Genomic DNA, 25227 nt, shown 5'->3' on the forward strand with positions numbered 1-25227 from the left:
CCCGTCACACTCTCAAAACATCAGAGCCCGGCTCCAGTCTCCCGGAACCGAGCTCTCATCTCTTACACCGGCCGGGTTGGTGGATGCCAACCCGGATTTTGGGGGCTCAGGCTCAGAACGAGGTACCGCCGCCGAACCGGAACTCCTGGGTCCGGTCGAACTGACCCTTGGTGAGCGGGATCGCATAGTCGAAGCGCAGCGGACCAAACGGCGACGCCCACACCAGACCCACACCAACCGACGTCCGGACCGTGTTCTGGTCGTTGAACTGAAGGCCAAGGCAGGTGCCCGGGTTGTTCGGGTTACGCGAGGGCGCCTGACAGCCGGCAACATTGACCTCGCCGGTCTGGGCCCAGGACGTCGGCCCCTGGTAGCCCCACAGACCGCCAGCATCGGCGTAAACGGCCCCCTTCAGACCAGTCTCCTTGGGCAGGAACCAGAACGGCATCTGCAGTTCGAGCGAAGCGCCCCAGTACTTGGTGCCACCCAGCGCATCCTGCGTGCCGAACGGATTGATGTCGCGCGGACCAATGCCGTTCGGAGCGAAGCCGCGAACCAGGTTCGGACCCATCTGGAAGTGATCGAGCATGCGCAGCTGCGTGTTGCCGATCTTGTTCAGGATGCCGCCCTGGAGGTGGACGATGCTGACGATGTCCGACACCAGCGGGGTGAAGTACTTCGCATCAAACGCCGTCTTCAGGTACGACACGTCGCCGCCAACACCCGCGAAGTCCTGCTTGAAGTCGACCAGCAGGCCGTCGGTGGGGTTCTTGTTGTTGTCGAGCGTGTTGTAGTTCAGCGTGTAGCCCAGCGCCGAGGTCAGCGTCGCGCCCTTCTGCAGTTCCTGGCGGACCGGCAGCGAGGCCTCGCCATCCGAGAAGCAGCCCAGGCCACCCGTCGCCGCACCGATCGCCGCAGCCTGCGGGTTGCCGGGATTGGCGTTGATGAACGCCGGCGTCGGGTTGAAGGGCAGCGTGCTGGTACCACCGCCGTTGTTACAGTTCGACAGCGTCTGCGGCAGCGTGATCTCCTGGCGGTAGATCGAGTAGCGCAGCTGCAGCGACAGGTCTTCACGCAGCTGGAAGCCGAGGCGCGGGCTGAAGCCGAGCGTCTTGGTGCCGTAGGAGATGAAGTTGTTGGCGAGCTGCTGGCGCTGATAGAGGTCGAGACCCAGCGCCACGCGGTAGTCGAGCAAATAGGGCTCGACGAAGGACAGCGAGTAGCCGCGGGCGAACTGGCCGTAGGTCACCGACGCCTTGGCGAACAGGCCGCGGCCCAGGAAGTTGCGCTCGGAGATCGAGACCTCAGCCAGCGCGCCGTCGGTGGTCGAGTAGCCGCCCGAGATCGAGAAGTCACCGGTCGACTTCTCTTCCAGGTTCACCACCAGGATGACGCGGTCGCTCGACGAGCCCGGCTCGGTCGAGATCTTCACGTCCTTGAAGAAGTCGAGGTTCTTCAGGCGGCGCTCGGCACGGTCGACCAGGGCGCGGTTGTAGGCATCGCCCTCGGAGATGTCGAACTCACGGCGAATGACGTAGTCGCGGGTGCGGGTGTTGCCGCGGATGTTGATGCGCTCGATGTAGGTGCGCGGACCCTCGTCGACGGCGAACACCACCGACACGGTGTGAGCCTCGAAGTTGCGGTCGCCACGCGGACGGACCACGGCGAAGGCATAGCCGCGCCGGGACGCCTCGATCTGCATCTCCTCGACCGACTTCTCGATGTTCTCGACGTTGTAGAGCGAGCCGACCGAGACGCGGGAGTAGCCACGCAGCGAATTGGGATCCAGCGTCGAAATCGTGGACTGGAAGTCGACGGAGCCGACCCGGTACTGCTGACCCTCTTCGATCTTGAAGGTCACCATGAAGCCCTTGCGCTCGGGATCGTACTCGCTGAGCGCGGCGACGACCTGCACGTCGGCATAGCCGTTCTTCAGGTAGAAGCGGCGAATCAGATCGCGATCCGCCTCGACCCGGTCCGGATCGTAGACGTCGCCGGAGCCCAGGAAGCTCAGCAGGTTGGTCTCGCGGGTCTTGATCACGTCCTTCAGGCGATAGGACGAGAAGGCATTGTTGCCGACGAATTCGATCGACTTCACGCCGGTCTTGGCGCCTTCCTCGATCGTGAAGACAAGGTCGACGCGGTTGTTCGGCTGCTCGATCATCTCGGGCGTGACGCGCACGTCATAGCGGCCCGACCGGCGATAGATCTCGGCGATTCGCTGGGCGTCCGACTGCACCATCGGCCGCGACAGGGTGCCGCGCGGCTTCGACTGGACTTCGCCCTGGAGCTGCTCGTCCTTGACCTTCTTGTTGCCCTCGAAGGCAACGCGGCCGATCACCGGATTCTCGACCACGGTCACGATCAGCCGGCCACCCTGGCGGTTGATCTTCACGTCCGAGAACAGGCCGGTCTCGATCAGGGCCTTGAGGCCGTCATCGACCCGACCCGCGTCCAGCGTGCCGCCGGGACCCGGCTTGAAGTATGAGCGGATCGTCTCCAGCTCGACGCGGCGGTTGCCGACAACTTCGATCGAGTTGACCGTCTGAGCCGCAGCTGGCGACGACACAACCACGCTCGCCACCGGCAAAGCTGCCGATCCAGCGAACATGATAAAGGCGGCCGCCAAGCCCCCCCGCACCCGCAATCCGAACTTCATGCGCTACGCGCCCTTATTCCGAGGCCGATCCGGTACCCCTACCGAACCGACAGATTCCCATTTGTCGTTCGCTTGTAGCCAATTTGGACCTGACGGCAAACGCCGGATGTCTCCGAATTTTCAAATTCGTTTCAAAACGTTGCCTATCCGCCACGTCGTAAAAACGCCGCGTTCACGAGCCCGCGAGGTGCAGGATGTCGTTATAGGTTGCAAAGACCATCAGCATCAGGACGAGCCCCAGCCCGATTCGGAACCCCATCTCCTGGGCCCGCTCGGACAACGGACGGCCGCGGACGGCCTCGAACCCGTAAAACAGCAGGTGTCCGCCATCGAGCAGCGGCACCGGGAACAGGTTCAGCAGCCCGATCGAGACCGAGATCATCGCGCACCAGTTGACCAGCACCTGGAACCCGAGGCTCGCCGCCTGGCCCGAGAGCTGGGCAATGCGGATCGGACCGCCGAGATCGCCAGCATTGCCGCTCCCGGCGAACAGGGCCCCGATGAACTTGAAGGTCGTGGTGATGATGAACCAGACCTGCTCGAAGCCGAACTTGATCGATTCGAGGAACCCGACCGGGATCGCCCGCGATTCGTCCGGCTTGGCGTTGTACTGGATGCCGAGAACGCCGATTCGGTGGCTGTTGCCGAAGGTGTCCTTGCGCTCCTGGAGCGCCGGCGTCGCCTTCAGGGTGATCTCGGAGCCGTCGCGCTTGATCAGGAAGGTCAGCTCGGTGCCGGCGTTGACCGACACGATGCGCTGCATGTCACCGAACGTCTCGATCGACCGGCCATCGATGGCGGCGATCACGTCACCGGTCTTGAACCCGGCGGCGGCCGCGACGCTGTCCGGCTGCACCGCGTCGACCCGCGGCGTGGTGTTCGGCTTGCCGAAATACAGCGCCATGCCGGCGAAGATGACCACGGCGAGGATGAAATTGGCGATCGGGCCGGCCGCCACGATGGCCGCACGCTGCCCGACCGTCTTGTGATGGAAGCTGTCGGCGCGCTCTTCGGCCGTCATCTTGGCCAGCGCCTCGGTCGACGGGGTGGACGCCTCGGACTCATCGCCGAAGAACTTCACATAGCCGCCGAGCGGAATGGCGGAGATCTTCCAGCGCGTGTTGTGCCGGTCGTTGAAACCGATGAGTTCCGGACCAAATCCGAGCGAAAACGTTAAGACCTTCACGCCGCACCAGCGCGCGACCAGGAAGTGACCGAGCTCGTGGAAGAACACCACGATCGTCAGCACGAACAGGAAGGGGATGATGGTGCCGAGCAGGCCGCTGCTCAACATATTGAAAATATGGTGGAAAAATTCGGTCATCCGACTACCTTCCCGCGGGCCGTCGGCCCGTCCAACCCTCTAAGATGCTTTTGCGGCGATTTCAGGCAAGAGGGCCGCAGCTCTTTTTCGCGCATCATGGTCAATGGCGATCGCATCGTCAGCCGAGCTGAGGGGTGCCAAATTACCTGACCGCGCCCAATGTTCGAGAGTGGCCTCCACCAGCCGGGCGATCGCCCCGAATCGAATCTGTCCGGCGATGAAGGCGGCCACCGCGATCTCGTTCGCCGCATTGAACACCGTCGTCGCGCCCCGGCCGGTGCGCAGCGACTCATAGGCCAGCCGCAACCCGGGGAACCGCTCGAAGTCCGGCGCCTCGAAGGTGAGCGTGCCGATCTTGGCGAGATCGAGCCGCGCCGAGGGTCCCTTGATGCGTTCCGGCCAGCCGAGGCAATGCGCGATCGGGATCCGCATGTCCGGCGCGCCGAGTTGGGCCACCACCGAACGGTCGGAGAACTCGACCATGCCGTGGACGATCGACTGCGGATGGACCAGCACGTCGATCTCGTCCGGCGACAGCGCGAACAGGTACGACGCCTCGATCACCTCGAGGCCCTTGTTCATCATCGACGCCGAATCGATCGTGATCTTCTGGCCCATGCTCCAGTTCGGATGCTTGAGCGCCTGTGCCAGGGTCGCCTGCTCGATGTCGGCGGGCGCCCAGGTGCGGAACGGGCCGCCGGAGGCCGTGATGATCACGCGGACCAGCTCCTCGCGATTGCCGGAGGACAGCGCCTGGAACAGCGCGTTGTGCTCCGAATCGGCCGGCAGGACGCAGGCGCCGGCCTGCGCGGCGCGTTCCATGAAGAAATCGCCGGCGCAGACCAGGCACTCCTTGTTGGCGAGCGCCACGGTCGCGCCGCGGTCGACGGCGGCCAGCGCCGGCTTCAGGCCGGCCGCGCCGGACACCGCGGCCATCACCCAGTCGGCCGGACGCGCGCCGGCTTCGATGATGGCGCTCTCTCCTGCCCCGCATTCGATCCCCGTGCCGGCCAGCGCCTCGCGCAGTTCGCCGAGCCGGGCCGGATCGGCAACCGCGACGAAGCGCGGATTGAACTCCCGGGCCAGCTTCACCAGGCCCTCGACGTTGCTGTTGCCGGTCAGCGCCTCGACCCGGTAGCGCTCCGGCGCGCCGCGCAGCAGGTCCATGGTCGAATCACCGATCGAGCCGGTGGCGCCGAGCACGGTGATGCTGCGCACCTCAGCCGCGATCGCCTTGTTGTTCCGCAATGGCACTGCGCTCATGATCTCACCAAACATCTCGACCGGCCAGCGATGCTGCCTGTCACCAAACCAAAAGACCACGGCCGACGCCATCGAGGCCGCCGCGCAGCAAACCCACGATCGCTGCGAACACGATCGCAGCGACATAGCCGTCCAGGCGGTCCAGTAGGCCGCCATGGCCGGGAATGATGTGACTTGAATCCTTGACACCGAAGTGCCGCTTGACCGCGGACTCCGCGAGATCGCCGAGCTGCGACACGACCGACAGCACCGCCGCCACGGCCAGCATCGCGAGCACGCCGCCAGCCCCTGCCAAAGACCAGCCCGCCGCGGCGACCAGGCTCGCGACGAAGCCACCGATCGCACCGGCCCAGGTCTTGTTCGGACTGATCCGTGGCGCCAGCTTCGGGCCGCCGATGCTGCGTCCGGCGACATAGCCGCCGATATCGCTGGCCCAGACCACGAGCAACACCAGCACCAGCGCGTGCCAGCCCTGCTGCTGGTCGAAGCGGACCAGCACGGACGCGAGTTCGGCGCCGGCGGCGTAGACAAACCCCGCGGCGACCCAAAGCCGGCGGCCGGCTGCGAGGGCCGCAACCGCAACGAGGCCGAGCGCGAGCACGACCACGGCAAAGTCGATGAGACCGAACGCAGCACAGATTCCAGCCGTCGCGATGGCCATGGCTCCGGCCGTGCCGACGCTGGCGGTGCGGATCTCGCCGATCACCATCAGCCATTCGAGATACAGCCCGACTGCGACGACCGTGACCAAGGCGGTCCAGAACACGCCGCCGGCATAGGCCGCGCCCAGCGCCAGCGGCACCAGCACGAGGGCTGCCGCGATTCGCATCACGAGGTTGCTCGGACCAGCCTTCTTGGCCGGCGCGGCGTCATCGCGCTGCGCGGGATTAGCGGCGTCTCCGGCGGCTGCGGTCTCGGGGTGGGTCACGAGGCGGTTTTCGCCACGAGGCCGCCGAAGCGGCGTTCACGCCGGCCGAACTCGGCGATCGCGCCCTCGAGCGCCGCCTTGTCGAAATCGGGCCAATGCTGGGGCACGAACACCAGTTCGCTATAGGCCGCCTGCCACATCAGGAAGTTCGACAGCCGCTGCTCGCCGCTGGTGCGGATGATCAGATCGGGATCGGGAATATCGGGAGCATCGAGATGAGCGCCGATCGCGTCCGCATCGATCGAGGCCGGATCGCGCCGTCCCTCCGCGACCTCGCGCGCGAGACGCTGCGCCGCGCGCGCGATCTCCTGGCGCGAGCCGTAGTTGAAGGCGACGACCAGCGTCAGCTTGGTGTTGGCTCGCGTCAGCTCCTCGGCCTCGCCGAGCAGCGCGCAGATGTCGGGCTCCAGTCCGTCGCGCTCGCCGATCACCCGAACGCGCACGCCATCACGGTGCAGCGTGGCGAGATCGTTGCGGATGAAGCGACGCAACAGGCCGAAGAGATCGCCGATCTCGCTCGCCGGCCGCGACCAGTTCTCCGATGAAAACGAGAAGATGGTGAGATAGCGGATGCCGAGCTCGTCACAGGCCCGCACCACGCGGCGCAGCGCCTCGACACCGCGGCGATGCCCCTCCGCGCGCGGCAGACCGCGTGCCGCAGCCCAGCGGCCATTGCCATCCATGATGATGGCAACATGGGCCGGTCCGTCGGACCGGTCCGGCGCCTCCGTCACCGGGGCCGCGGCTTTGGACATCAGGCGCATCCTTCAGACGGTGAGGATTTCCTTTTCCTTCGCCGCCAGCAGCTGGTCGATCTCCGAGATCACGCTGTCGGTCGCCTTCTGCACGTCGCCGGCGAAGCGCTCCTGGTCGTCCTCGGACATCTCGTGATTCTTCTCGAGCTTCTTCAGGGTATCGAGACCGTCGCGGCGGACGTGGCGGACGGCGACACGGGCCTGCTCGGCGTATTTGTGCGCAACCTTGACCAGCTCCTTGCGGCGCTCCTGGTTGAGCTCGGGAATGCGCAGCCGGATCACCTGGCCTTCGGTCGCCGGCGACAGGCCGAGATTGGAATCGACGATCGCCTTCTCGACGGCCTTGACCATGGAGCGGTCCCAGACCTGCACCGAGAGCAGGCGCGGCTCGGGCACGGAAACGGTGGCGAGCTGGTTGAGCGGCATGTGCGAGCCATAGGCCTCGACCTGGACTGGCTCCACCATCGACGCCGAAGCGCGGCCGGTGCGCAGGCCGCCGAGTTCGTGCTTCAGCGCCTGGGTGGCGCCCTGCATGCGGCGCTTCAGTTCGTTGAGGTCGAAATTGCCCGTGCTCATCACGCTTTCCTTTCCTGCAACCCGGGCCCCCTGCCGGCTCGACCGGACCTCCTGCGCGGAGATCCAAGGCCGGACCTGGCGAGTCCCGGACGAATTCTGTGTCGTTCTGCTTCTACCGCAGCCCCGGGTTCGGTCCAACACCGGCAGCGGACGGTGTCGCGCTCACCCCGCGACGACGGTGCCGCGCCCTTCGCCCCGCAACATCGCGCCGATCGCGCCGGGCTCGGCGATGGAGAACACAATGATAGGCAGCGATGTTTCCCGGGCAAGAGCGAACGCCGTGGCGTCCATGACCTTGTAGCCGCCCTCGATCGCCTGGGAATGGGTCAACCGGTCGAATCGCTTCGCGGCCGGATCCTTCTTGGGATCGGCGCTGTAGACGCCGTCGACATTGGTGGCCTTCAGCACGGCCTGGGCGCCGATCTCGGCGGCGCGCAGCACGGCCGTGGTGTCGGTCGTGAAATAGGGATTGCCGGTCCCGCCGCCGAGCACGACGATGCGCCCCTCTGCAAGCGCCTTGTGCGCCGCAGCGCGCGTGAACAGCTCGCAGACCTCCGGCATCACGAAGGCGGACAGTGCCAGCGCCGGGCTGCCCTTGCGTTGGATCGCGGCCTCCAAGGCGAGGCAGTTCATGACGGTGGCCAGCATGCCCATGGTGTCGCCGGTCGGGCGCGACACGCCTTGCGACGACACTTCGACGCCGCGCACCATGTTGCCGCCGCCGACGACGACGGCGATCTCGATTCCGAGCTTCTGGGCGGCGATCAGGTCGTCGGCGATGCGATCGACGGTCGGCTGGTCGATGCCATGGGAATGCGGGCCGGCGAGATACTCGCCGGACAGCTTGACCACGACGCGACGATAGACCGGCTCAGCCATGTGCCAATATGTCCCTATCCCGCGCGTTGAGATCCGGCGCGAAGACCGCGCCGGATCATGACCGTTCTCAGTCGTTACTTCTTGCCGCTGGCGGCAGCGACTTCGGCAGCGAAGTCGGTCTCTTCCTTCTCGATGCCCTCACCGAGCGCATAGCGCACGAAGCCGGCAACCTTGATCGGACCACCGACCTTGCCTTCGGCTTCCTTCAGCGCCTGGGCAACGGACTTGCCGCTGTCATGGATGAAGGCCTGCTCGAGCAGGGTGACTTCCTTGTAGTAGGTCTTCAGGCCGGACTCGACGATCTTCTCGATCACGTTTTCCGGCTTGCCCTGCTGACGATACTTGTCGGCGAGCACGTCCTTCTCGCGCTTGACGAGTTCCGGATCGAGACCGGCGGCATCGATCGCCTGCGGGTTGGCAGCCGCGACATGCATCGCGAGCTGGCGGCCAAGCACCGCGAGCTCGTCGGTCTTGCCCGGCGACTCCAGCGCGACGATGACGCCGAGCTTGCCGGCGCCCTCGATGACAGCGCCATGCACGTAGCTCGACACCACGCCTTCGCTCACTTCGAGCGCAGCCGCGCGGCGCAGCGTCTGGTTCTCACCGATGGTCGCGATCGAATCGGCGATCGCCGCCTCGACCGTGATGCTGCCGACCTTGGCGGCCTTGATCTTCTCGACGTCGGCGCCGACGTCGAGCGCGACCTGGGCGATCATCTTGACCAGGCCCTGGAAGTGCTCATTGCGCGCGACGAAGTCGGTCTCGGAATTGACCTCGACGACCACGCCCTTCTTGCCCGAGGTCAGCGCGCCGATCAGGCCCTCGGCCGCGACGCGGCCGGCCTTCTTGGCGGCCTTCGACAGGCCCTTCTTGCGCAGCCAATCCTGCGCGGCCTGCATGTCGCCGCCGTTCTCGGTGAGCGCGGCCTTGCAATCCATCATGCCCGCGCCGGTCGACTCGCGCAGGTCCTTCACCATCGCTGCGGTGATATTCGCCATTGTTGAACGTCCTTTTGCCTGTCCAAAGCGCGACGCAGCGGAAGGCACATCGCCGTCCGCTGCCAGGAAAAATACCTATCTCAGTCGCGATGGCCGGCGTGCGACGCCGGCCAGATTCTTGTCGTGTCGTCTTAGGCGTCGGCGAGCGACTTGGCCTGGGCGACCCAGGCGTCGGCCCGGCTCGGCAGACCGACTTCTTCGCCGATCTGGTGGGCCGTGTCGTGATTGAGCTCGGCGAGCTGCCAGAAGTGGAAGATGCCGAGGTCGTTCAGCTTCTTCTCGATCGCACCGGACACGCCGGTCAGCTTCTTGAGATCGTCAGCGGTGCCGCGCGGACCGGGCAGCCCCTGGAACGTGGAGGCGGATGCAGCCGGAAGATCCTCTTCCAGCGGCGCAGCCGAGGCGCCGACGTCGATGCCGAGCTCGCCCTGGGCGCGCGAGATGCCGTCGATGGCGGCGCGCGCGATCAGGTCGCAATACAGCGAGATGGCGCGGCCGGCGTCGTCATTGCCGGGGACCACGTAGGTGATGCCCTTCGGATCGCAATTGGTGTCGACGATCGCGGCGACCGGAATGTTGAGGCGCTGGGCCTCCTGGATCGCGATGTCTTCCTTGTTGGTGTCGATCACGAAGATCATGTCGGGCAGACCGCCCATGTCCTTGATGCCGCCGAGCGAACGGTCGAGCTTGTCGCGCTCGCGCTGCAGGGTCAGGCGCTCCTTCTTGGTGTAGGAGTTCGCCTCGCCCGAGGACAGCACCTCGTCGAGATGGCGCAGACGCTTGATCGACGCCGAGATCGTCTTCCAGTTGGTCAGCGTGCCGCCGAGCCAGCGCGAATTGACGAAATACTGCGCGCAGCGCTTGGCCGCGTCGGCGACGTTGTCCTGCGCCTGGCGCTTGGTGCCGACGAACAGGATGCGGCCGCCCTTGGCGACGGTGTCGCTCACCGCCTGCAGCGCCGTGTGCATCAGCGGCACGGTCTGGGCGAGATCGATGATGTGGATGTTGTTGCGGCTTCCGAAAATGAAATCGGCCATTTTCGGATTCCAGCGGTGAGACTGGTGACCAAAGTGCACGCCAGCTTCGAGCAGCTGGCGCATGGTGAATTCAGGCAACGCCATTTGGATATTCTCCGGTTGATTCCTCCGGAAACGCGTGAGCAAAAACGGGCCGTTCGGCCCGGCTTGCCACCGGACGCCCTCTAGGAGAGCCAAGTTTCCGTGTGAGATGGCGCGCTATATAGCCGGATTTTGGCGCAACGCAAGGAAAATGGGCCTATTCGGCCTGCAGAAGCTCCGCCATGCCAATCCGGGCCTGGCTTTCCTGGGAGGGCACGAGGTCGACGGGCCCTTGTCATCACCGCCGGCGGAGGCTGCAGCCATGACGCCCCGCCCCGACACACCCCGCTACCAGCAGCGATAGACTGCCCGAAAAACGCCCGTCGCTTCATTCGAATCCCACCGTGAACTCGGAACTTTCAAGGCCGGGAACAAGGACAGTGGACTGTGCTCAGCGCTCCGCGCTGGCCGGCTTCAGCTCCGCACGGTCGGCATCGAGCTTCGCCTTCATGCGCCCGAGATCGTCGAAGAAGGCCTGCTGCTCCCGGAGCGGGACCAGGCGCAAGGCGGGCGGCATCAGCACGTGGCTGACATTGGGACGGCCCGAATTGGCGAACGCCTCCGACCGCTGCAGGGACTGGACCGCGATGGCGACCACGAGCAGGACCGCGACCACGATGCCTTTGGCAACCAGATGGGTGCGCCCGACCTCGCGCAGGTGCAGGAAGCAGGCCGTCGCGAGAACGATCCAGGCGACGACGTAGCCGTAGGTGAAAACGGTCGTCCATGTCAGGGCGAAGGACGCGATCTGCGCGAACTCGCTATAGAACCAGAATGCGACCAGGCCGGCCTCGGCGATGAGCAGATGACGCAGGAAGTGCGATCGTCCGGAGAACAGCCGTGCGAGCAGCGCCCATACGCCCACCCATGCGAGGACGACCCCGATCAGCGTCAGCATCGGCACCAGATAGTCGGACAGGTGCGGCTCGGAGGTCTGCGCGAACCAGACCAGGAGTCCATTGAGCGCCAGCAGAACGGCGCCGAGCGCCACGGCCGCGACGACCGGGAGAATGCTGCGCTCCGAGCCCACGAGCCGCTCCGGCTCGACGGCATGGGCGGCATCGCGGACCCGCAGCAGCGTCTGGCCGATCCGGATCGGCTTGCTGCCGTCGAGGACGAGCTGCGGCTTACGGGTCTTGCTGCGGTCGAGATAGAGGCCGTTGGCGCTGCCGAGATCCTCGGCGACGAGACGCCCCTCGCCATCGCGGAAGATGCGAACGTGGCGCGCCGCGACGAAGGGATCATCGAGGATGACGTGATTGTCGTAGCCGCGACCGATGTGGATCTCGGCCGCATCGACCCGGAAGCGGCCGGCGACGTCGCGATGCTTGGAGAGGATCTCGATCCAGATCATCGGGCGACCTGCAGCCGTTCGAGGAAGCTCTTGCCGAGCCGCAACGCGTCGTCATAGGCGATCGCCTGCAGATTGAGCCGCGACACCAGCGCCTCATCGGCATGGTCCTGCGTCACGGCCACCAGCACGACGTCATAGAGTCCGTCGAACTCGCGATAGCCTTGCGCGCACCACATCACCCGCAACGGCGGATGATCCGCCGCCGGCGCGAGGCCGACGAAATCCTCGTGGCAATGCTGCGGCGTGTACCATTTGCGGAACGATCCGCCCAAGGAGAGGCGCGGCTGCGCCAGCTGCGTCAGCACGGTTGCGAACTGGAATTGATTGAGGTCGATCGACTTGGCGTAGGAGTGATTGACCTCGACGGTACCGGTGTTGAGGTCGGAGGCGACATACACGCCAGCCTCGGCCTTGCAGCTCGTGGAGTTGATGCTGGCGCGCGGCTTGGGCGAGGCGCCGGCATTGGTGCTGGCCCAGCATTCAAACCACCCTGCCCGCGTTTCCGGCGCTTGATAGGAGCCGAACACGCGGTCGCGGAAGCCCTCGTCGCTCAGGGATTTGTAGAGCGCGCCGCGCCAGCTCGCGAGCTGGGCGATCACGTCCTTGCGCAGATCGCCTGCCGTCGACCGGGCTACGCGATCCGTCGCGAGCAGCGCGGCCGCGAAGCGCGCCGGCACCAGGAAGCTGATCAGCTGGCCGCCGCGGCGCGTGGCGACGTTGATGCCGACCACCTGCCCCTGCGCGTTGACTGCGGGACCACCGCTCATGCCGGGATTGAGCGCACCGGTGAAGTGGATGTGATCGTTGTAGCTGTGCTCGACCAGACCGTTATAGGTGCCCTCGATGATGGTGAAGCCGAGGTCGAGCGGGTTGCCGAGCGAATAGAGCCGCTCGCCCTTCGGCAGGCTGCCGTCGAGCGCGGCCTTGTCGAAGGTGAAGAACGGCGCATTCTGCTTGTCGACGCGAACCAGCGCGAGGTCATTCGGCAGGTCGACGGCGAGCAGCGTCACCGCGCCCTGGGTGCCGTCGGCGCCGGTGTATTCGAGCCGATAGGTCTTCGGCTCGAGCGCCGCATCCGACACGACGTGATAGTTGGTGATCGCAAGCCCGTCGGCGGAGACCAGGAAGCCGGAGCCGGTCGAGGTCTGGCGGCCGGCATCGGCCAGCAGCGTGCGGATCTGCAGCAGGCGGGGCGGCGCCGAAGCGTAGACGGTTTCGGCGCCGGGCAGCGCCTGGGCACCGGCGGACGCCGGCAAGACCGTCATTGCCGAACTGCAAAGGGCGGCCAGGATTGCGCCTTGCAATAGCAGCGCGTGCACCGTCCGAACAAACGCTGAAATCAATGATGCCCCCGCAACAGGTCGTCGGCTGCCGACGTCCTGCGCCCACGATCGATCAGTCCGGCGAACCGGCCAATATCGAAAACGGGCCTGCGATGCAACGCCCGCGCCGCCGCGGCGGCGCGGGTCCGCTCAGCAATGCGGCACGTTCGGCGGACACTTCTTGCCCGGCGCCTGTGGTGGAGGGCCAGCAGGCCTCGCCATCGGGGGCGGCCCGGGCGGCCGTGCCATGGCCATCGGAGGCGGACTCGGCCGTGCCATCTGTGGTGGCGGGCTCGGCCGCGCCATCTGCGGTGGCGGGCTTGGCCGTGCCATCTGCGGCGGCGGACTCGGCCGCGCCATCTGCGGCGGCGGGCTCGGCCGTGTCATCTGCGGTGGCGGACTTGGCCGCGCCATCTGCGGTGGCGGACTTGGCCGCGCCATCTGCGGCGGTGGGCTCGGTCGCGCCATCTGCGGCGGGGCGCGGCGCTCGACCCGGCTGGGCACAGGCGGCTCGATCCGCGGCCGGGCTTCCGGTCCGCGCGGGCTCACAGTCGGCGGGACCGGACGATCGGCTCGCTCTGCCGGCCTCACGGCGGGTGCCGGCAGGCCACCGGGCGTGCGGTTCGCCTGAACTCCGGCTGCCGGCTCCCGCGCGGGCGGCATCGTTGCGGTCGTCGCGGGTCGCCCGGCCTGTCCCGGAGCGGGCGCGGCAACCGCAGGCGTGGGCGGATGAGCCGGGTTGACCGGAACGGGCGGGCCGCCCCTGCCGGGTACCGGAAGCGGATTGGAAGTAGTGGGCGCCATCAAGCCGACTCCCCCGGGGCCCGGCCTGCCCGGGGCATTGGGCAGTGCGGTGGGCGTCACCGTCGCGGCTGGTCCATTGGCAGGAGCATTTCCGGGGCCTCGGCCGCCCGGCCCCATCGGCGCTCCCGGAACGGGAGCCTTGCCCTGCTGAATGAGCGAGGCGCGCTGCAACGCTGCGGGCGGCAAAGATGGCGTGATGACGGGCGCAGCAACGGCTGTCGGCGCGGCTGGACCGGCCGGCCCTGCGGGACCGGCGGGAGCCGCCGGCGTCACCACCGGCCGGTTGATGACCGTGTTGATCACCGTGGTGTTGTGGATGTTCTGATAGATGATGTTGTTCGGCGGCGGCACGACGATCGCCGGCGGCTGCACATAGACCGGGATCGGCACGAAGACCGGCCGAGGCAGGATGAACACCCCGACCGGCGCGTATGGCGGCGCGAGGTCGACGAAGTCAGGCGGCGGCGGCGGCAAGATGTAGACCGGCGGGGGCGGCGGCGGCACGAAGCCGAACTCGGGATCCGAGAACAGCAGCACCGGCCGCTCCACATAGACCACCTCGTCCGGCGGCGGCGGCGGCACGTCGTATTCGATCATGGCGAATGTCGCGGGCGGGTCCGGCGGCGACGACAGCATCGCCAACCGCCGACGCGCATCCGGGGCGTGGGCGCCATTGGGATAACGCCTCAGATACGACCAATAAGCCTCCGGGCTGTCGGCGCGGTAGGTCCGCCGCCAGGTGAGCGCTTCACGGCGCGCGGCGACGATGGCCCGCACCCGCCGCGCCAGTGGATCGTTCGGATAGGCCGCGAGGAAATCCTCGTAGCCCTGCAGGCTGTCGCGCTCGAGCGCGGCGGTGTAGGCCTCCTGCACAGACAGATCGCGAATCGGCCGCGCCCGCAGGGCGGCGGTCTGCTCGACGGACGCCTGCGGCGCCGGCGCATCCGGCGCCCGTTCGAAGAAGGTGAACGCTGTCTGGATCTTCTGCGCATCCCACGGCACCTGGGCGCCCTTGGTTGCCTCGTTGACCCGCAGCCGCAGACGATCGAACACCTCCGGCAGCGGCAGCCCTCCGGTTCGGATCATCTCCGCCAGCGACTGCGCATAGATGCCGTAGGAGCCGGTCTCAGCCGGCGCAATCGTGCCTGGCGCCGCATTGAAGGCGATCAGCATCTTGTTGTCGGGGTCGACCAGCGCCAGCCCGCCCGCGATCGCCGGCCCGCTGGTGATGAAGGGCTGCTGACGAGCCGCGTCCAATACGACGATGCTTGCCTTCACCGGCGTCGCAGCAAGCTGGCGGGTGTAGTCGCTGAGGCGCAGCCCCTCGGTCGGAATGTCGACGTCGCTGGCAATATTGGCATCGACCGGGATGAAATAGTTCTCGCCGGCGAGCTGCAAGCCGTAGCCTGCGAGATATACCATCGCGACGGTGTTGTCGTCGGCCGACTGGGCCTTGTGAATGAAATCGCGAAAGCTCTTTCTCAGCGTATCGGCATCGAGATCCCGCGCACCGACCACGTCGAAGCCCGCGGCCTGCAACGTCTGCGCGATCAGACCCGCGTCATTGGCCGCCGTGGCCAGCTGCCCTTTCGCATAGGCGCCGTTGCCGATCACCAGCGCGATGCGCTTCTCCGGACCCGGCTGTTGCGCTGCGGCAGGCAGCGCCCCGGCGCTCAGCGCCATCAGACAAAGCGAGACACCGAACAGAATGGTGAGGTTGATCTTGACCAAGCGCATGACGGTTCCAGCCCTTTCGAGGCACATGCCGCGGATTCAGCGGGGCGATGGCTGAACCGCGGTTGAACGGAGGCGTTCCGTTCAGCCCGCGCGCAGCTTTTTATCGGTCAGATCGACGTCGACGATGAATTCAGCAAACGGCCACCACCGGTTACAATTGCTGCACCTCGACCACGCCGGTCACCGCTTTGATCGCACCCGCGATTTGTGGCGAAACCTTGAAGCGTCCGGGCAGCTTCATCTCCACCTCGGTCTCGAGATCGAGCATCATGACCAGGGAGACCTCGCCCTCACCCGCCGCTGCCCGCGGCGGCGGCGCCGCGCTCTTGGCGACCGCGCCATGGCCGTTGGCGGCGGCGCCTTCGGGTCCCTGCAGCCGCTTGACGATGGAATCGAGCGGCTTGGTGTCGCGCAGGAAGATGCGCAGGCCGCGCTGGGTCTTGGCCGCGGCATCGTCGAGCGGCTCGGCATGCAGCACGCGGGCACGGACATCCTCGCCCTGCAGCTCGGCGCCAAGCTGCAGCAGCACCGCGGCGCCCGGCTCGAGCACGTCGCGATATTGCGCAAGCCCCTCGGAGAACAGCACGGCTTCGAAATGGCCGGTCGGATCCGACAGGCCCATGATGCCCATCTTGTTGCCGGTCTTGGTGCGCCGCTCCATGCGGGACACCACGGTGGCCGCGACCTTGCCGGCGGTCGCGCCGGTCTTCACCGCGCGCGAGAACTCGGCCCAGCTCTGCACCCGCAGCCGCTTCAGCGCGGCGGCGTAGTCGTCGAGCGGATGGCCCGACAGGAAGAATCCGATCGCGTCATATTCGCGCCTGAGGCGCTCGGCCGGCAGCCAGTTCTCGATGTTCGGCAAAATGATCGCCGGCGCATCGGCGGCGTTGCCGAACATGTCGTTCTGACCGGAGGTCGCAGCCTCGTTGGCCCGCTGGCAGGCGGCGACGATGGCATCGGCGCCGGCGAACACGCGGGCGCGATTCTTGTCGAGGCAGTCGAAGGCGCCGGCGGCGGCCAGCGTCTCGATGATGCGCTTGTTGATCGCGCGCGGACTGACGCGGCTGGCGAAATCGGCGAGCGAGGTGAAAGGGCCGCCCTTGTTGCGGGCCTCGACCATCATCTCGATGGCCTGCGGGCCGACGCCCTTGAGCGCGGCGAGTGCGTAGAAGATGGTGTTGCCGCTGACCTCGAAGGTCGGGCCGGAGCGGTTGATCGACGGCGGCTCGACCTTGATCCCCAGGCGCTGCGCCTCGGCGCGGAATTCCGAGAGCTTGTCGGTGTTGTTGAGATCGAGCGTCATCGACGCCGCGATGAACTCCACCGGATAATGCGCCTTCATGTAGGCGGTGTGGTAGGACACCAGCGCATAGGCTGCGGCGTGCGACTTGTTGAAGCCGTAGTCGGCGAACTTGGCCAGGAGGTCGAAGATGGTGTCGGCCTGGTCCTTCGGCACGCCGTTCTTGACGGCGCCCTCGACGAAGCGGACGCGCTGCTTGTCCATCTCGGCGCGGATCTTCTTGCCCATGGCGCGGCGCAGAAGATCGGCTTCGCCGAGCGAATAGCCGGACATCTGCTGCGCGACCTGCATCACCTGCTCCTGGTAGATGATGACGCCGAAGGTCTCCTTGAGAATCGGCTCCAGGATCGGGTGCAGATATTCCGGCTCCTCCTCGCCGTGCTTGCGGGCGCAGTAGGTCGGGATGTTGGCCATCGGGCCCGGGCGATACAGCGCGACCAGCGCGATGATGTCCTCGAACCGGTCGGGGCGCATGTCGATCAGCGCCCGCCGCATGCCCTGGCTTTCAACCTGGAACACGCCGACCACATCGCCCTTCGCCAGCATCTGGTAGCTCGGCGCGTCGTCGATCGGCAAGGTCGCGAGATCGACATGGATGTCGCGCTGCTTCAACAGCTTCACCGCGACGTCGAGCACCGTCAGCGTCTTCAGGCCGAGGAAGTCGAACTTCACGAGACCAGCCGGCTCCACCCATTTCATGTTGAACTGGGTGACCGGCATGTCGGATTTCGGATCGCGATACATCGGCACCAGCTCGCTGAGCGGCCGGTCGCCGATCACGATGCCCGCGGCGTGGGTCGAGGCGTGGCGCGTCAGGCCTTCCAGGCGCATCGCGATGTCGAAGGCGCGCGCCACCACCGGGTCCTCGTCGCGGAACGCCTGCAGCTTCGGCTCGCCCTCGATGGCGGCGGCGAGCGTCACCGGCGCGGCCGGGTTCTGCGGCACCAGCTTGGTCAGCTTGTCGACCTGGCCATAGGGCATCTGCAGCACGCGGCCGACGTCGCGCAGCACGCCGCGCGCCTGCAGCGTACCGAAGGTGATGATCTGCGCCACCTGGTCACGGCCGTAGCGCTGCTGCACGTAGGAGATCACCTCGCCGCGGCGGTCCTGGCAGAAATCGATGTCGAAGTCCGGCATCGACACGCGCTCGGGATTGAGGAAGCGCTCGAACAGCAGTGCGAAGCGCATCGGGTCGAGGTCGGTGATGGTCAGCACCCACGCGACCAGGGAGCCTGCGCCCGAACCGCGGCCCGGTCCCACGGGAATGCCGTGCGCCTTGGCCCATTTGATGAAGTCCGACACGATCAGGAAGTAGCCCGCGTACTTCATGCGCATGATGACGTCGAGCTCGAAGGCGAGCCGCTTTTGATAGTCCTCTTCCGTCATGCCCGGCGCCATGCCGTGCACCTTGAGGCGTCGTTCCAGGCCCTCCTCCGCCTGCCGCTTCAGCTCGGCCGCCTCGGCACTGGCAGCGTCGACGGCATCGCTGCCGGAGGCGCCGACCGTGAAGAACGGCAGAATCGGCTTGCGCGTGCGCGGCCGGTAGGAGCAGCGCTCGGCGATCTCGACCGTCGAGGCCAGCGCCTCCGGGAGATCGGCGAACAGCACCGCCATCTCGGCGCGGGTCTTGAAGCGATGGTCGGGCGTCAGCTGCACGCGCTCGGTGTCGGCGATGAGGTGGCCGCCGGCGATGCACAGCAGCGCATCATGCGCCTCGTAGTCGTCGGTGCTGGCGAAATACGGCTCGTTGGTCGCGACCAGCGGCAGCCCCTTGTCATAGGCAATGTCGATCAGCCCGCTCTCGACGCGGCGCTCGCGCTCGACGCCGTGGCGCTGCAGCTCGATGTAGAGGCGGTCGCCGAACTGGCTCGCCAGCCGTTCGCAGCGCTGGGCGGCGAGCGCAGCCATGTCGTGCTGAAGCGCGAGCGAGATCGGCCCGTCAGGTCCGCCCGTCAACGCGATCACACCGTCGACGCCCTCCGTCAGCCAGTCGAACTTGATATGCGGCGCCTGATGCGTCGGCGTCTCCAGGAACGCCCGCGAGTTCAGCCGCATCAGATGGCGATAGCCCTCCTCCTTCGCGGCAAGCAGGACGATTCGCGAGGGCTGCGCGACGGCCGCCGCGTTGCGCGCGTTCGGGTCCATATCGCCGAAATCGATCGCGAGCTCGCAGCCGACGATCGGCTGGATGCCGTAGCCGGCCATCTTGTCGGAAAATTCGAGGCCACCGAACATGTTGTCGGTGTCGGTCAGCGCAAGCGCCGGCTGATGATCGGCTTTGGCCAATTCGCCGAGCTTGGCGATCTTGATCGAGCCCTTCAGCAGCGAATAGGCGGAATGGACGTGGAGATGGACGAATCCGGCGCTGGACATGCTCGCCTTGCAACTTCCTGAAGGGCTTACCGAAAGCAGAGTCACCGGTCAGCAGCAGCGGGACGTGACCACCGTCACCGTCCGAGCGCCCGACCGACTCGCCCGCTCATGTTATCGGATCAGCCGCCGCGGAGTCCGGTCGCTCCGACCGCTGTCCCGCTTTTCCCCAGTCGCAGTCGGCAAAAATCAAAGCTGCGGAATGATTTGCGCCCACAACGCGATCATCCCGACGAACAGCGTGATCGACGCCAGTGCGGCGGCTTCTTCGACGAAAACCTTCAGCATGGGGACCTCCCTGAGCTAGAACATATAAAGAACAATGTTCCTTTTTCGTTCTCAGGTCAAGCACGCCGACAGGCATAACGCCGCGCCGCTGCGGCACGTGGTTAATCCGGCCGTTGGCGCCACGAAAAAGCCCCGGCGCAAATCACGCCGGGGCCTTTGATCGATCGATGGATGCGGCAGGGAATCAGTAGCGCGTCGCCACCGGGCCGCCGAAGCGATAGTTCAGGCGGGCGGTGAACAGATCGGCGTCCTGCTTGATGCTGTCGGAGCCGAGCGCACCGAAGCTGACGGTCTGACGATCCATGAACAGATGGTTGTACTCGACGCCCATCGACCAGTTCGGAGCAAAGCCGTATTCGAGGCCGGCACCGACCACGCCGCCCCAGCGGGTGCTGTCGTTGGAGGCGAGGAACGCACCGGTGGTCGCGTTGGTGATCGAGTAGGTGTTGCTGGTGATCGCCGCACCGCCCTTGGCGTAGAGCAGCACGTTGTTCCAGGCATAGCCGACCTGGCCGGTGAACAGGCCGAACGCGTCGGTCTTGGTGCGGTTACGCGTGCCGAACAGCGCGCTCACATTGTCGCCGGAGAGATCGGCCCAGTTGCCCTGCGCTTCCACGCCGAACACGAACTGCCCCATCTGCCAGCGATAGCCGACCTGGCCACCGACGGTGCCGCCCGACGCATCATGCGAGCCTTCACGACCGCCGCCCACGAGATCCCAGGTGTTGTGGGTCCAGCCGCCGCCGCCGTTCACACCGATGTAGAAGCCGCTCCAGTCATAGATCGCAGCCATCATCGGCGCCGGCGCCTTCGTGTAGGGACGCGCAGCGAGATCCGCGGCCAGCGCCGGCGAGGCCAGCACCACGATCGCCGTCGTCATCAACACAAGTTTCTTCATCACAGGTCCAGTCTCGTCTCATTTGGCCCCCAGGCCAGCCGCACCTCTTAACGATATCGGCCACAATTGCTGTAGCCTCGAAGTCACAGATCGCGTCTGAACGCGCGTTGGACATGTCAGGAAATTAATCTGCAATCACAGTGTGTTGATGGAACTTTCCGATTTGCAATCGAGGGCCGAGCGACTACACACGGAACAGACAGTCGCGCATCGCACTGCCATGCTGCGCGCGAATTCTGTCCTCACGGAGCGAAGGGAGAGATCGTTGATGCGTGACGTGTTCTTTGCGGCCCTGGCTGCAGCCGGCCTCGTGGTCGCAGCCCATGCCCCGGCGCACGCCGTCGGCGTCAGGCATGCGTTCTGTCTGCAGGGTGATCAGCACCCGGGATTGAGCAACTGCACCTTTGACAGCTATGCGCAGTGCCAGGCGACGGCGTCGGGACGCCTGCTGACCTGCATCGCCAATCCCTATTTCGCCGGGGTCAGCAACGATCCGCGCGCGACGCCCTACCCCTATCCGCACCGGCAGCGGATCAAGCCACGTCCTCCGGCGCCGAATCCCTACGCGCCGTTCCCCAACCCGTTCGTCTTCGAGGAAGACTGAGCGGCGTCTGGTCGGCGCGCGTCACCGATCCTCTCAGAACGCACAGTTCAGCATTCGCCGAGGCCACGGCCTCGGCGAACTGTTTCGGGTGACCAGCAGCGGGGGCTTCAGTGCATCATGCCCATGCCGAAGCCGGGGCCGAACTTGTAGTTCAGCCTCACGAGCCCGATGTCGATGTCCTGCTTGATGCGATGGGTCATCGCCGGCTGCCCCGCAGCGGCAACGAAGTTCAGGTTCTTGTTGCCGAGGAAGATGTGGTCGTATTCGACGCCGACCGTCCAGTTCGGCGCGAAGCCATATTCGATACCCGCGCCGATCGTCGCGCCCCAGCGCGTGGTGTTGGCGCGGTCGAGCATCACGTTGGTGTTGGTGGTGAAGGTGTCATAGCGATCACCGACGACGGCGGCGCCGCCCTTCACATAGCCCAGGATGTTGTCGAAGGCGTAGCCGACCTGGCCGGTGAACAGACCGAAGCCGTTGGTGCGCGACCGGTCGCTGACATTGGGCAGGATCAGGTTGCGATTCGTGCCCTTGAAGTTGGCCCAATCACCCTGCGCTTCGACACCGAACACCCAGTTCGCCATCTGATAGCGATAGCCGACCTGACCACCGACCGCGGCGCCGCCACCGCCCGAACAGCCCTCGCGGTTCAGAGCGGGGTTGACTGCCACGCCGGCGTTCGAGACCAGGTTCCAGCAGTCGCGGCTCGAGCCGCCGCCCGCGTTGAAACCGACATAGAAGCCGCTCCAATCATACACCGTCGCCATGACCGCGGGCGGAGCCTTGGTGTAGGGACCCTTCTTCATCGGAAGATCAGCCGCGAAAGCAGACGTCGCTACGGCGATCGCGCCGAGCCCCACCGTTGCGCCGAAAAGCGTCTTCATCATCGAACTCCGTAGCTTCTGTCCCAAGGTCCCCAAACCCTCTGGTTCCGTCCAAAACGCATGCAGCGCGACGAAGCGCCGATGCATTCCGCACTCGCTCCGCCGACATCGCTGATGTGCCAGATTAGAACTGTTCTTTTCGGCTTTTTGGGGATTGGTCGCAAACGCCTGTTTTCACAGGCTTTGGCCGCCATATAAACAAACAACTAATAAGATGTGTGGAGGAGTCGTGACCAAAGTCCCTGGCTCGCCACAATACGGAGCGACGCCGAAATCGTGATGCCGGCGGCGCTCGTCACGGAACAGACTTCAGCGCGACTCAGTCGTGAATTCTTCGAGGCAGCACGACTGACATTGCGAATGCTTGGCATCATCATACGCAAAGCCGACGAATGTATGGTGCCCATTCAATTCAACCAGCGATGCGTGGACAATGTCAGCGATCGCGCCCTCCGGCACGGAAGAAGCACGCGCTCACGCGTAGTAGATCGCAAGCTTCAGCGCCGGGTCATCGTTGGCCTGAAATGTCGCGTACCGCAATCTCACGCGCCCCTTCTTCGGATGATCGAGCAGCTTCTCGCCTGCCGACAGAGGATTGATGTCGTGAGCCGCCCACAACTCATCGAACTCGCGACTGCCATGTCGCAGCCGCGCGAGCAGATCCGCGAAAGCGGGATTACCGGCCCACAGATCATAGGTCGCGCGAAACTGCGCGACCATGCGCCGGGCCAGCTCCTTCCACTGCGTGCCGAACAGCCGGCGGACGCCGGGCGTGCACAGCATGAGCAGCAGCGTGTTGCGGTCGTCATCGGCGAGTTGTGAGAAGCCGAAGATCTCGTCGGCCTGATCGTTCCAGGCCAGCACGTCCCATCGTTGCCCTGAGATGTAGGCCGGCTGATTCAGGCTTTGCACGAGTTCGCGAAGTCCGGCCGGCACCGTCTCGCGCACGAACGGTTTGCGCGCGGGTCCTCGCACCAGCGCCTTGAGATGAGCATGCTCCGTTCGGCTGAGCCGCAGCGCGCGCGCCAGCGCGTCGACCGTCGATGACGACGGCTTCACCGCACGGCCCTGCTCGAGCCGGATGTACCAGTCGACGCCGATGCCGGCGAGTTCGGCCACTTCCTCGCGCCGCAGCCCCGACGTGCGACGCCGCCGGCCGGCCGCGAGCCCGACCGCCTGCGGCGTCAGCTTCTCGCGCCGTGAGCGCAGGAAGTTTCCGAGCGCTTCATGTCTTGGATCGCTCATGATGGCAGTCCTGTCGACGGCGAGGTTCCAGGCTGGGCCCGGCCAATCCCAGGATAATACCAGGCCTTCCTGCGCGCAGCATAGCCCGGCAACCTCAACCGGCGCTACGCGCTGAAGGAGAACGATCATGAAAGCTGCCGTGCTGAACCGTTTTGGATCGCCACTGGAGATCGAGCAGGTCGAGGACCCCGTGCTCGGCACCGGCGAGGTCATCGTCGACATCGTCGCGGCCGGCGTGTTGTCCTATGCGAATGAGGTGTTCAGCGGCGAACGAAACTACCTGCTGGAGCTCCCGGTCATTCCGGGAACGAGCGGCGTCGGCAGGGTCAGCGCTGTCGGCCCCGATGCGACGCATCTTGCGATCGGCGACTGGGTGTTCTGCGATCCGACGGTGCGCTCACGGGACAATGCACTTGCGCCGGATATCACCCTGCAGGGCCTGAGCGCGCGCGGACCGGGTGGGCTCAAGCTTCAGCAGTATTTCCGGCACGGCTCGTTCGCGCAACGGATGCGGCTGCCGACGGAGAACGCCAAGCCGATCGGTATGATCGATCCGGATGACGCCGCGCGGTGGTGCGCGCTCGGCACCCTGCTGGTGCCCTATGGCGGCTTTCTGGCGGCCCAGCTGCAGCCGGGCGAGACCGTGCTGGTCAGCGGCGCCACAGGCCGGTTCGGCAGCGCTGCGGTCGCGGTGGCGCTTGCGATGGGCGCCGCGGCGGTGGTGGCGCCCGGCCGCAACGAGATCATGTTGGCCGAGCTCAAGCGCCGGTTCGGCGCCCGCGTCCATCCGGTCAGGCTGTCGGGCAGCGAAAGCGATGACACCGAGCGAATGAAGCGCGCCGCGCCCGGCCCGATCGACTGTGTGCTCGACATCATGCCGCCCTCGGTGACGACGGATGTCGTCAGGTCCGCGGTCATGACCGTGCGTCCTTATGGTCGCGTCGCGCTGATGGGCGGCGTCGGCATGCTGGGCGGCCCCGGTCTCGAGCTGCCTTATCCCTGGATCATGCGCGAGTGCATCACCATTTACGGCGTCTGGATGTGTCCGCCGACCGCGGCAGTGAAGATGGTCGGGCTGATCAGGGGCGGACTGCTCGATCTCAAGCAGTTCGAGCCGACCTGTTTCGACCTCGATCACGCCAATCAGGCCGTCGCCCACGCCGCGGCGAATAATCAGCCGTTCAAGATGACGGTGATCAGCCCCTGACCGGGGCGGGCCTCAATCCATCTCGACGACCTTGCCGCCGACGATGGAGACACGCCGGTCCATGCGGCCGGCCAGCTCCATGTTGTGGGTTGCGATCAGCATCGCGACCCGCGTCGCCTTGGTGAGCTGCATCAGGGCGTGGAAGACGTGATCGGCCGTGCCGGGATCGAGATTGCCGGTCGGCTCGTCCGCCAGCAGCGCGCGCGGCGCATTGGCGACGGCGCGCGCGATGGCGACACGCTGCTGCTCGCCGCCCGACAGTTCGGCCGGACGATGCTTGATGCGCTCGCCGAGGCCGAGATAGGCCAGGATCTCGGTCGCCCGCTTCACCGTCTCGGAGCGCTTCAGGCCACGGATCATCTGCGGCAGCATCACGTTCTCCAGCGCCGTGAACTCCGGCAGCAGGCGGTGCGACTGGTAGACGAAGCCAATGTCGGTGCGGCGCATCTGGGTGCGCTCGATGTCGGTCAGCTGCGAGGTCGGCACGCCGCTCATATAGACCTCGCCTTCATCCGGGCTCTCGAGGAGACCCGCGATGTGCAGCAATGTCGACTTGCCCGACCCCGAGGGCGCCACCAGCGCCACCGATTGCCCGGCCCACAGCGCGAGCTTGGCGCCGTCGAGAATCGTCAGCTGCTGCTCGCCCTGCATATACCGCCGTTTGATCTCGTGGAGATAAACGACCGGTACATCCTCTGCCCCCTGCTCTTCCAT

At 66.1% G+C, this 25227-nt stretch carries 19 protein-coding genes; 2 read left to right on the plus strand and 17 right to left on the minus strand.

The features are described from left to right. Nucleotides 1-112: 112 nt before the first annotated feature. From bamA to NLR35_RS03025, 14 genes are all read right to left on the minus strand, one after another. Nucleotides 113-2659 (minus strand): outer membrane protein assembly factor BamA, encoded by a 2547-nt coding sequence (gene bamA, locus NLR35_RS02960; protein ID WP_257165050.1) that lies wholly within the window; start codon nt 2657-2659, stop codon nt 113-115. A gap of 172 nt (nt 2660-2831) precedes the next feature. Further along, a complete protein-coding gene (gene rseP, locus NLR35_RS02965) occupies nt 2832-3983 on the minus strand; it encodes an RIP metalloprotease RseP (protein WP_257165051.1) in 1152 nt (383 codons plus the stop codon). 39 nt (nt 3984-4022) lie between these two features. Beyond that, entirely contained in the window at nt 4023-5246 is a 1224-nt protein-coding gene (gene dxr / locus NLR35_RS02970; RefSeq protein ID WP_257165052.1) for a 1-deoxy-D-xylulose-5-phosphate reductoisomerase, read from the minus strand. A gap of 40 nt (nt 5247-5286) precedes the next feature. Further along, complete coding sequence (locus NLR35_RS02975) at nt 5287-6174, minus strand: phosphatidate cytidylyltransferase (protein ID WP_257165053.1); 888 nt, start codon at nt 6172-6174, stop codon at nt 5287-5289. Next, nucleotides 6171-6929 carry an isoprenyl transferase gene (locus NLR35_RS02980; protein ID WP_257165054.1) on the minus strand — a complete coding sequence of 253 codons (759 nt, stop codon included), beginning with the start codon at nt 6927-6929 and terminating at the stop codon, nt 6171-6173. The genes NLR35_RS02975 and NLR35_RS02980 overlap by 4 nt, the downstream gene beginning before the upstream one ends. 12 nt (nt 6930-6941) lie before the next feature. Beyond that, a complete protein-coding gene (gene frr / locus NLR35_RS02985; protein WP_006611107.1) occupies nt 6942-7505 on the minus strand; it encodes a ribosome recycling factor in 564 nt (187 codons plus the stop codon). 162 nt (nt 7506-7667) lie between these two features. Beyond that, a complete protein-coding gene (gene pyrH, locus NLR35_RS02990; protein ID WP_257165055.1) occupies nt 7668-8384 on the minus strand; it encodes a UMP kinase in 717 nt (238 codons plus the stop codon). 74 nt (nt 8385-8458) lie between these two features. Continuing rightward, nucleotides 8459-9382, minus strand: coding sequence for a translation elongation factor Ts (tsf, locus tag NLR35_RS02995; RefSeq protein ID WP_257165056.1), 924 nt, complete (start codon nt 9380-9382; stop codon nt 8459-8461). Nucleotides 9383-9513: 131 nt separating this feature from the next. Then, entirely contained in the window at nt 9514-10503 is a 990-nt protein-coding gene (locus NLR35_RS03000) for a 30S ribosomal protein S2 (protein ID WP_006611110.1), read from the minus strand. A 388-nt stretch (nt 10504-10891) separates the two neighbouring features. Next, entirely contained in the window at nt 10892-11854 is a 963-nt protein-coding gene (locus NLR35_RS03005) for an FHA domain-containing protein (protein ID WP_257165057.1), read from the minus strand. Further along, nucleotides 11851-13197 (minus strand): S1C family serine protease, encoded by a 1347-nt coding sequence (locus NLR35_RS03010; protein ID WP_257165058.1) that lies wholly within the window; start codon nt 13195-13197, stop codon nt 11851-11853. Before NLR35_RS03010 ends, NLR35_RS03005 begins: the two co-directional genes overlap by 4 nt. 129 nt (nt 13198-13326) lie before the next feature. Next, nucleotides 13327-15717, minus strand: a complete 2391-nt coding sequence (locus NLR35_RS03015; protein ID WP_257165059.1) for a caspase family protein — start codon at nt 15715-15717, stop codon at nt 13327-13329. A gap of 151 nt (nt 15718-15868) precedes the next feature. Continuing rightward, entirely contained in the window at nt 15869-19390 is a 3522-nt protein-coding gene (dnaE, locus tag NLR35_RS03020; protein WP_257165060.1) for a DNA polymerase III subunit alpha, read from the minus strand. 469 nt (nt 19391-19859) lie between these two features. Beyond that, entirely contained in the window at nt 19860-20573 is a 714-nt protein-coding gene (locus tag NLR35_RS03025; RefSeq protein WP_257165061.1) for an outer membrane protein, read from the minus strand. Between the two features lie 268 nt (nt 20574-20841). Between NLR35_RS03025 and NLR35_RS03030 the strand changes: the two genes are divergently transcribed. Beyond that, a complete protein-coding gene (locus NLR35_RS03030) occupies nt 20842-21177 on the plus strand; it encodes a DUF3551 domain-containing protein (protein ID WP_257165062.1) in 336 nt (111 codons plus the stop codon). A 107-nt stretch (nt 21178-21284) separates the two neighbouring features. Here NLR35_RS03030 and NLR35_RS03035 read toward each other — a convergent pair whose 3' ends face one another. Together NLR35_RS03035 and NLR35_RS03040 are read right to left on the minus strand one after the other, a co-directional pair. Continuing rightward, nucleotides 21285-22064, minus strand: coding sequence for an outer membrane protein (locus NLR35_RS03035; RefSeq protein WP_257165063.1), 780 nt, complete (start codon nt 22062-22064; stop codon nt 21285-21287). A gap of 471 nt (nt 22065-22535) precedes the next feature. After that, a complete protein-coding gene (locus NLR35_RS03040) occupies nt 22536-23306 on the minus strand; it encodes a helix-turn-helix transcriptional regulator (protein ID WP_257165233.1) in 771 nt (256 codons plus the stop codon). Between the two features lie 127 nt (nt 23307-23433). Here NLR35_RS03040 and NLR35_RS03045 point away from each other — a divergent pair, with 127 nt between their 5' ends. Beyond that, a complete protein-coding gene (locus NLR35_RS03045; RefSeq protein WP_257165064.1) occupies nt 23434-24513 on the plus strand; it encodes a zinc-binding alcohol dehydrogenase family protein in 1080 nt (359 codons plus the stop codon). 12 nt (nt 24514-24525) lie between these two features. Here the strand turns inward: NLR35_RS03045 and NLR35_RS03050 are convergent, their stop codons facing one another. Beyond that, nucleotides 24526-25227: an ABC transporter ATP-binding protein gene (locus NLR35_RS03050; RefSeq protein ID WP_257165065.1), complete on the minus strand. Its 702-nt coding sequence runs from the start codon at nt 25225-25227 to the stop codon at nt 24526-24528.

Origin of the sequence: Bradyrhizobium sp. SRS-191 (assembly GCF_024586915.1) — a bacterium.
GTDB lineage: Bacteria > Pseudomonadota > Alphaproteobacteria > Rhizobiales > Xanthobacteraceae > Bradyrhizobium.

What these genes read in the sequence shown, in the direction of transcription:
- NLR35_RS03045 (WP_257165064.1), top strand. Translation starts at nt 23,434, where the DNA reads ATGAAAGCTGCCGTGCTGAACCGTTTTGGATCGCCACTGGAGATCGAG.
- dnaE (WP_257165060.1), bottom strand. Translation starts at nt 19,390, where the DNA reads ATGTCCAGCGCCGGATTCGTCCATCTCCACGTCCATTCCGCCTATTCG.
- bamA (WP_257165050.1), bottom strand. Translation starts at nt 2,659, where the DNA reads ATGAAGTTCGGATTGCGGGTGCGGGGGGGCTTGGCGGCCGCCTTTATC.
- NLR35_RS03050 (WP_257165065.1), bottom strand. Translation starts at nt 25,227, where the DNA reads ATGGAAGAGCAGGGGGCAGAGGATGTACCGGTCGTTTATCTCCACGAG.
- NLR35_RS03035 (WP_257165063.1), bottom strand. Translation starts at nt 22,064, where the DNA reads ATGATGAAGACGCTTTTCGGCGCAACGGTGGGGCTCGGCGCGATCGCC.
- NLR35_RS03015 (WP_257165059.1), bottom strand. Translation starts at nt 15,717, where the DNA reads ATGCGCTTGGTCAAGATCAACCTCACCATTCTGTTCGGTGTCTCGCTT.
- NLR35_RS03005 (WP_257165057.1), bottom strand. Translation starts at nt 11,854, where the DNA reads ATGATCTGGATCGAGATCCTCTCCAAGCATCGCGACGTCGCCGGCCGC.
- tsf (WP_257165056.1), bottom strand. Translation starts at nt 9,382, where the DNA reads ATGGCGAATATCACCGCAGCGATGGTGAAGGACCTGCGCGAGTCGACC.
- NLR35_RS03000 (WP_006611110.1), bottom strand. Translation starts at nt 10,503, where the DNA reads ATGGCGTTGCCTGAATTCACCATGCGCCAGCTGCTCGAAGCTGGCGTG.
- dxr (WP_257165052.1), bottom strand. Translation starts at nt 5,246, where the DNA reads ATGAGCGCAGTGCCATTGCGGAACAACAAGGCGATCGCGGCTGAGGTG.
- NLR35_RS03025 (WP_257165061.1), bottom strand. Translation starts at nt 20,573, where the DNA reads ATGAAGAAACTTGTGTTGATGACGACGGCGATCGTGGTGCTGGCCTCG.
- NLR35_RS03030 (WP_257165062.1), top strand. Translation starts at nt 20,842, where the DNA reads ATGCGTGACGTGTTCTTTGCGGCCCTGGCTGCAGCCGGCCTCGTGGTC.
- pyrH (WP_257165055.1), bottom strand. Translation starts at nt 8,384, where the DNA reads ATGGCTGAGCCGGTCTATCGTCGCGTCGTGGTCAAGCTGTCCGGCGAG.
- rseP (WP_257165051.1), bottom strand. Translation starts at nt 3,983, where the DNA reads ATGACCGAATTTTTCCACCATATTTTCAATATGTTGAGCAGCGGCCTG.
- frr (WP_006611107.1), bottom strand. Translation starts at nt 7,505, where the DNA reads ATGAGCACGGGCAATTTCGACCTCAACGAACTGAAGCGCCGCATGCAG.
- NLR35_RS03040 (WP_257165233.1), bottom strand. Translation starts at nt 23,306, where the DNA reads ATGAGCGATCCAAGACATGAAGCGCTCGGAAACTTCCTGCGCTCACGG.
- NLR35_RS02980 (WP_257165054.1), bottom strand. Translation starts at nt 6,929, where the DNA reads ATGTCCAAAGCCGCGGCCCCGGTGACGGAGGCGCCGGACCGGTCCGAC.